The organism is Streptomyces flavofungini, assembly GCF_041028215.1.
GTDB lineage: Bacteria > Actinomycetota > Actinomycetes > Streptomycetales > Streptomycetaceae > Streptomyces > Streptomyces flavofungini_B.
Genome location: NZ_JASKYR010000476.1, coordinates 1 through 5,944, shown reverse-complemented (window position 1 = coordinate 5,944; position 5,944 = coordinate 1). Strand labels below are relative to the sequence as shown.

Annotated in this window: 7 protein-coding genes and 1 pseudogene; 6 read left to right on the top strand and 2 right to left on the bottom strand. The window is 71.7% G+C overall.

The genetic code is table 11. The features are described 5' to 3' along the window. Positions 1 to 129: 129 nt before the first annotated feature. From AB8Z36_RS27445 to AB8Z36_RS27435, 3 genes and pseudogenes are all read left to right on the top strand, one after another. Positions 130 to 1,026, top strand: a pseudogene (locus tag AB8Z36_RS27445) (glycerophosphodiester phosphodiesterase family protein); the annotation flags it as partial. 74 nt (positions 1,027 to 1,100) lie between these two features. Then, positions 1,101 to 1,634 (top strand): RNA polymerase sigma factor, encoded by a 534-nt coding sequence (locus AB8Z36_RS27440; protein ID WP_369216063.1) that lies wholly within the window; start codon positions 1,101 to 1,103, stop codon positions 1,632 to 1,634. A gap of 40 nt (positions 1,635 to 1,674) precedes the next feature. Further along, positions 1,675 to 2,178, top strand: a complete 504-nt coding sequence (locus AB8Z36_RS27435; protein WP_369216061.1) for a GNAT family N-acetyltransferase — start codon at positions 1,675 to 1,677, stop codon at positions 2,176 to 2,178. A 33-nt stretch (positions 2,179 to 2,211) separates the two neighbouring features. On the opposite strand, the gene AB8Z36_RS27430 is transcribed toward AB8Z36_RS27435, so the two are convergent. Both AB8Z36_RS27430 and AB8Z36_RS27425 read right to left on the bottom strand, forming a co-directional pair. Then, complete coding sequence (locus tag AB8Z36_RS27430; RefSeq protein ID WP_369216062.1) at positions 2,212 to 2,667, bottom strand: hypothetical protein; 456 nt, start codon at positions 2,665 to 2,667, stop codon at positions 2,212 to 2,214. Between the two features lies 1 nt (position 2,668). Further along, positions 2,669 to 3,028: a hypothetical protein gene (locus AB8Z36_RS27425; protein WP_369216060.1), complete on the bottom strand. Its 360-nt coding sequence runs from the start codon at positions 3,026 to 3,028 to the stop codon at positions 2,669 to 2,671. Between the two features lie 71 nt (positions 3,029 to 3,099). On the opposite strand from AB8Z36_RS27425, the gene AB8Z36_RS27420 reads away from it, so the two are divergent. The 3 genes from AB8Z36_RS27420 to AB8Z36_RS27410 form a co-directional block, all read left to right on the top strand. Beyond that, positions 3,100 to 3,747 (top strand): HAD family hydrolase, encoded by a 648-nt coding sequence (locus tag AB8Z36_RS27420; RefSeq protein ID WP_369216059.1) that lies wholly within the window; start codon positions 3,100 to 3,102, stop codon positions 3,745 to 3,747. A 406-nt stretch (positions 3,748 to 4,153) separates the two neighbouring features. Then, a complete protein-coding gene (locus tag AB8Z36_RS27415) occupies positions 4,154 to 5,221 on the top strand; it encodes a methionine ABC transporter ATP-binding protein (protein ID WP_369216058.1) in 1,068 nt (355 codons plus the stop codon). After that, positions 5,218 to 5,944, top strand: a 727-nt coding sequence (locus AB8Z36_RS27410; RefSeq protein ID WP_369216057.1) for a methionine ABC transporter permease, incomplete at its 3' end; no start/stop codon positions are given. The genes AB8Z36_RS27415 and AB8Z36_RS27410, both read left to right, overlap by 4 nt.

Below are 5,944 nucleotides of genomic sequence, written 5' to 3'. Positions count from 1 at the left end.
TACCAGCTCGCCCTGGACATGGGGGCGCACGTCATCGAGCCCCCCCCCCCCCCCCCCCCCCCCCCCCCCCCCCCCCCCCCCCCCCCCCCCCCCCCCCCCCCCCCCCCCCCCCCCCCCCCCCCCCCCCACGTCGTGCCCACCAAGGACGGCCATCTCGTATGCCGGCACGAGAACGACATCACCGCGACGACCGATGTCGCGGCCCACCCGGAGTTCGCCTCCCGCAAGACGACGAAGTCCGTGGACGGCACCTCGCTCACCGGCTGGTTCACCGAGGACTTCACGCTCGCCGAGCTGAAGACCCTGCGCGCCAAGGAGCGCATCCCCGGCACCCGCCAGCGCAACACCCTCTACGACGGCCGCTGGGAGGTGCCCACCCTGGAGGAGGTCCTCCGGTGGGCCGAGAAGGAAGGCCGAAAGCGGGGCAGGGAAATCTGGCTGCACATCGAGACCAAGCACCCCACGTACTTCCGCAAGCTGGGTCTCGGCCTGGAGGAACCGCTCGCCGGGCTGCTCCGCCGCTACGGGCGGCACAGGAGGAACTCGCCGAACTTCCTCCAGTCCTTCGAGCCCAGCAGCATCCAGCGCCTGGCCAAGCTGGTCTCCGCGCCGCGCGTGGTGCTCCTCTCGAGCGCGAACTCCCGTCCCTGGGACTTCGTGGAGGCGGGCGACCCGCGCACCGTCGCCGACCTGATCACGCCCAAGGGCCTGCGCTGGATGGCGGGCTTCGCGCAGGGCATCGGCCCGACCCTGGACCTGGTCATCCCGCGCAAGGCCGACGGCAGCCTCGGCACGCCGACCACGCTGGTGAAGGACGCCCACGCGGCGGGCCTGATCCTGCACCCGTACACGATGCGCAACGAGAACACCTTCCTGCCCGCGAACTTCAGGAAGGGCACCGACCCGAACGCCTACGGCGACGCCTTCGGCGCCTTCAAGGCGTACTTCGGGACGGGCATCGACGGGATCTTCTCCGACAACTGCGACACCGCCCTCCTCGCCGCCGCGGACTTCGTCAACGGCTGAGCCCCGGAGCCCCGGTCGGGGTGGAAGCGCGCCGTCCCGGAAACCTCCTCGCGGGGCGGCGCGTCCCGCCGTACATGACGTACGAGGCGCTGCCCGCGCTCATCCACGTCCTGGGGCCGCTGCTCGCCGCCGAGGCGTCCGCCGAGACCCTCGGCCCCGGCACCGACCCGGGTGACCTGGAGCAGACGGTGTGGCTGCGGCTCCTGGAGCGCCTCGCCGCCGAGGGGCCGCCCGCCGACCCGGCGCGGTGGCTGCGCGGCGCCGTCCGCGCCGAGGCGCTCCGCACCCGGAGCGCCGCCCGGCACGAGAGCGCCCGGACGGCCGACGGCGGGTCCGAGCCCGCCGACGACCGGCGAAGCCCGGAGGAGGTCACTCTGACGGCCGACCGGCACGCCGCCCTGTACGCCGCCGTCCGCAGACTGCCCGGCCGGTGCCCCCGCCTCATGGCCGCGCTGCTGTCCCCCCAGGACCTCACCTACCGGGAAATCGCAGGAGCGTTGGGAATGTCACAGGGGAGTCTGGGGCCGGAACGTTCCCGATGCCTGGGATGCCTGCGCAGAATGCTCGCGGCGGAGGTTGCGTCTCCCGGCCCATGGGGAAGGGAGTGAGGGACAACCGGTGGAGCAGGTGAGCGGGAGGCATGCACACATGGGCATGAGCGTGACCATCTCGGCGGCGGCCGAAGCGGACGCCGAACAGATCCTCAAACTGCAGTACCTCTGTTACCAGGGCGAGGCCGAGCTCTACGGCGACTACTCGATCGAGCCGCTGACCCAGAGCCTGGACTCCATCAGGGCCGAGCTGACCTCGGGAACGGTGCTGGTGGCGCGGCTCGGCGACGAGGTGGTGGCCTCCGTGCGCGGCACGGTCGACGCCGAGGGCACCGCGCGGATCGGCAAGCTCATCGTCCATCCGCGGATGCAGCGGCACGGCCTGGGCGGACGGCTCCTCGACGCCGTCGAGCAGCGGCTCGGCGCGGGCGGCTCCGCCAAGTGCTTCCGCCTCGACAGCGGCCATCGGAGTGAACAGAACCTCCAGCTCTACCGCAAGCACGGATACGCGCCGGTGAGCACCCAGTACGTCAACGAACGGCTGACCCGCATCACGCTGGCCAAGGACGTCCAGGCGGACGCCTTCGTCACCAGCGCCTGACACGTCCGGTCCCGGTGTGGGCCCCCGGGGCGCCTACGCGGCCCTGCGGGCCTTCCGCAGCCAGAAGACCGCCGTCACCGGCAGGATCACCGGGATGAACAGATAGCCCATCCCGAAGTCCGACCAGACCGTGGCGTCGGGGAAGGCGGAGGGCTCCACGAGGGTCCAGGTGCCGACGGCGAGGACGCCGACCAGCTCGGCGGCGCAGCACACCAGCGCCGCCCTGCGGGCCGTGTCCCCGCCCCGGACCAGCGAGTACGTGATGAAGCCGTAGACGAGCCCGGCGAGCGCCGACAGCGAGTAGGCGAGCGGGGCCCGGCCGAAGTCCGTGGAGATCTGCACGGCCGAGCGCGACACCGCGCCGACGACCATCACGCCGTACAGCCAGACCAGCAGGATGCCGGGCCCGGTGATCAGCCGCTGCCTCTTCCGCTCGTCCCGCGCGCGGGACGCGGGAGCCCCGTTCTCGCCGGGCTCGGTCGCGGTCATCTCAGCCACCCCAGATGTCGTAGAGCCGCACTTCGAGCACGGCGAGGACCACGCCGCCCGCGGCGACCGTCAAGGAGCCCCAGCGCGTCCGCTCGGCCAGGGACATGAAGCCCGCGGCCGGGACGCAGGCGAAGGAGCCGAGCAGATAGGCCACGAAGATCGTCGTGCCCTGCTCCGGGTCCTCGCCGCGGGCCAGCTGCACGATGCCCACGACCAGCTGGACCAGGGCGAGGAAGGTCACCACGCCCATGCCGATGAAGTGCCAGTCCTTGGTCGGCTGGTCGCGGTAGGCGGCGAGACCGCACCAGGCGGCGAGGGCGAGCGCGGCCACGGCGGTCGCGATCGTCAGGGCATCAAGCATGCCCGTGACTTTATTACGGGTCCTTTGACCCGATGCGCCTGCCCCCGGGGTGCCCCGTAGGCTCGGTGACCATGAAGATCCAGGCTGAAGCGCTCCTCTTCGACAACGACGGCACGCTCATCTCCTCCATGGAGTCGGTGTACCGCTGCTGGACGCGCTGGGCCCAGGAGTACGGGATCACCCCGGAGGAGTTCGCCGCCGTCGAGCTGCACGGCCGCCCCGCCGCCGAGATAGCCGCCGACCTGCTGCCCCCGGAGGAGGTCCCCGGCGCCGTGACCCGCATCGAGGAGCTTGAGGTCTCCGACGTGGCGGGTGGCGTCAGGCTGCTGCCGGGCACCCGCGAGCTCCTGGAGTCGCTGCCCCGGGAGCGCTGGGCCGTGGTGACCTCCGCGACCCGCGTCCTCGCCGAGGCACGGCTCGCCGAGGTCGGCATCAGGCCCGGCCTGCTCATCGCCGCGGACGACGTCACCCGCGGCAAGCCCGACCCCGAGCCGTTCCTGCTCGCCGCCGGGAAGCTCGGCGCCGACCCGGCCCGCTGCGTCGTCTTCGAGGACGCCCCCGCCGGTCTCCGGGCGGGCCGCGCCGCGAGCATGCGGACCGTGGCGTTGACCACAACGCACAACGCCCCCGAACTCCTCGCCGACGTGGTCGTCAAGGACCTCTCCGCCGTGTCGGCGCAGGCCACGGGGGACGGCGTGGAGCTCACGCTCGCGGGCTGACCGGCCGCTTCCCGCCGTCCGCGCCCGTCCCACCACTGTCCGCATTCCGGACAGCAGTGGCGGCCCGGCGTCTCACGCGTGTTTTACTTGGGCCATGACCACGACGAGCAGCCGCACCCTTGCGACCGAGGCGATGATGACGCCCGGTGCTCGTTGTATGTGTCGAATGTGCGCCTTCTGAGGGCCCCCGCACCACCTCTGAGCCTCGCGCCCCGAAGCGAAGCCGCTGTGCCGCGCCCCTGCACGACGTACGCGAAGTGAATCCGTACCGACGCAGGAAGCGAGCCCGCCCCGCGCACACGTCCTCCGGTTCACATCGCCACCGCGAGAACCGTGCCGCGTTCCGAACGAATGCCCCGTGCCCGGCCACACCCGCGCCGCGCACTCGACAGTGACGGAATCCCCTGTGATCACCACTTCCGGCCTCACCAAGGTCTACCGCTCACGCGGTCGTGAAGTAACCGCCCTCGACGGAGTCGACCTGCACGTCCGCGAGGGTGAGGTGTACGGCGTCATCGGCCAGTCCGGCGCCGGCAAGTCCTCCCTGATCCGCTGCGTCAACCTGCTGGAGCGCCCCACCTCCGGCACGGTCACCGTCGCCGGACAGGACCTCACCGCCCTCGCCGGACGCGGCCCGCGCGCGGGCAAGGAGCTGCGCGAGGCCCGCAGCCGCATCGGCATGGTCTTCCAGCACTTCAACCTGCTGTCCTCGCGCACCGTGCAGGACAACATCGAGCTGCCCCTGGAGATCCTCGGCCTCTCCGGCAAGGAGCGCTCCCGCAAGGCGCTCGACCTGCTCGACCTGGTCGGCCTCGGCGACAAGGCGAAGTCCTACCCCGCGCAGCTCTCCGGCGGCCAGAAGCAGCGCGTCGGCATCGCCCGCGCCCTCGCCGGCGACCCGAAGGTGCTGCTCTCGGACGAGGCCACCAGCGCCCTCGACCCCGAGACCACCCGCTCCATCCTCCAGCTGCTGCGCGACCTCAACCAGCAGCTCGGCCTGACCGTCCTGCTCATCACGCACGAGATGGACGTCGTCAAGAGCGTCTGCGACTCCGCCGCCCTGATGGAGAGCGGGCAGATCGTCGAGTCCGGCACCGTCACCGAACTCCTCGCGACCCCCGGCTCCGAGCTCGCCACCGCGCTCTTCCCCGTCAGCGGCGACACCACGGGCGAGCACCGCACCGTCGTCGACGTGACGTTCCTGGGAGAGGCCGCCACCCGGCCCGTCATCTCCCAGCTCTCGCGCACCTACAACATCGACATCTCGATCCTGGGCGCCGCGATGGACACCGTCGCGGGCAAGCAGGTCGGCCGGATGCGCATCGAGCTGCCGGGCCGCTTCGAGGACAACGTCGTCCCGATCGGGTTCCTGCGCGAGCAGGGCCTTCAGGTCGAGATCGCGGGCGAGGCCCCCGTACCGGGCGCCACCACGCCGAAGGACGCCACGCCGCTGGTCAAGGAAGGTGCCAAGTGACCTGGTCGGAGATGCAGCCCCTGCTGGAGCAGGCCTGTTGGGACACCCTGTACATGGTGGGCTGGTCGACGCTGATAGCCGTCGTCGCGGGACTGCCGCTCGGCGTCCTGCTCGTCCTCACCGAGCGCGGCGGGCTCCTCCAGAACGCCGTGCTCAACAAGGTCATCGGGCAGATCGTGAACATCGCCCGCTCGATGCCCTTCATCATCCTCATGGTGGCCCTGATGGGCTTCACCCGCTGGGTCACCGGCACCACCATCGGCCGCGAGGCCGCCCTGGTGCCGCTGGCCGTCGGCGCCATCCCCTTCTTCGCGCGCCTGGTGGAGACCTCGATCCGCGAGGTCGACGGCGGTCTCGTCGAGGCCGTGCAGTCGATGGGCGGCTCCACCTGGACCGTCGTACGCAAGGTGCTCGTCCCCGAGTCGCTGCCCTCGCTGATCTCCGGCGCCACCACCACGGTCGTCGCCCTCATCGGCTACTCCGCGATGGCGGGCACGGTCGGCGGCGGCGGTCTCGGCGACCTCGCGCTGCGCTACGGCTACCAGCGCTTCGAGACCGAGCTGATGTGGATCACCGTGGCGATCCTCGCCGTGGTCATCTCGATCATCCAGTTCGTGGGCGACTACGCCGCCCGCAGGCTGCACAAGCGCGGCGGCGCCTCGGCCCCGCTGCTGCTGTTCCGGCCGCTGCGCGGGGTGCTTCCGAGCACCGCCGCCACCGGGA

What these genes read in the sequence shown, in the direction of transcription:
- AB8Z36_RS27440 (WP_369216063.1), top strand. Translation starts at nt 1,101, where the DNA reads ATGACGTACGAGGCGCTGCCCGCGCTCATCCACGTCCTGGGGCCGCTG.
- AB8Z36_RS27435 (WP_369216061.1), top strand. Translation starts at nt 1,675, where the DNA reads ATGGGCATGAGCGTGACCATCTCGGCGGCGGCCGAAGCGGACGCCGAA.
- AB8Z36_RS27430 (WP_369216062.1), bottom strand. Translation starts at nt 2,667, where the DNA reads ATGACCGCGACCGAGCCCGGCGAGAACGGGGCTCCCGCGTCCCGCGCG.
- AB8Z36_RS27425 (WP_369216060.1), bottom strand. Translation starts at nt 3,028, where the DNA reads ATGCTTGATGCCCTGACGATCGCGACCGCCGTGGCCGCGCTCGCCCTC.
- AB8Z36_RS27420 (WP_369216059.1), top strand. Translation starts at nt 3,100, where the DNA reads ATGAAGATCCAGGCTGAAGCGCTCCTCTTCGACAACGACGGCACGCTC.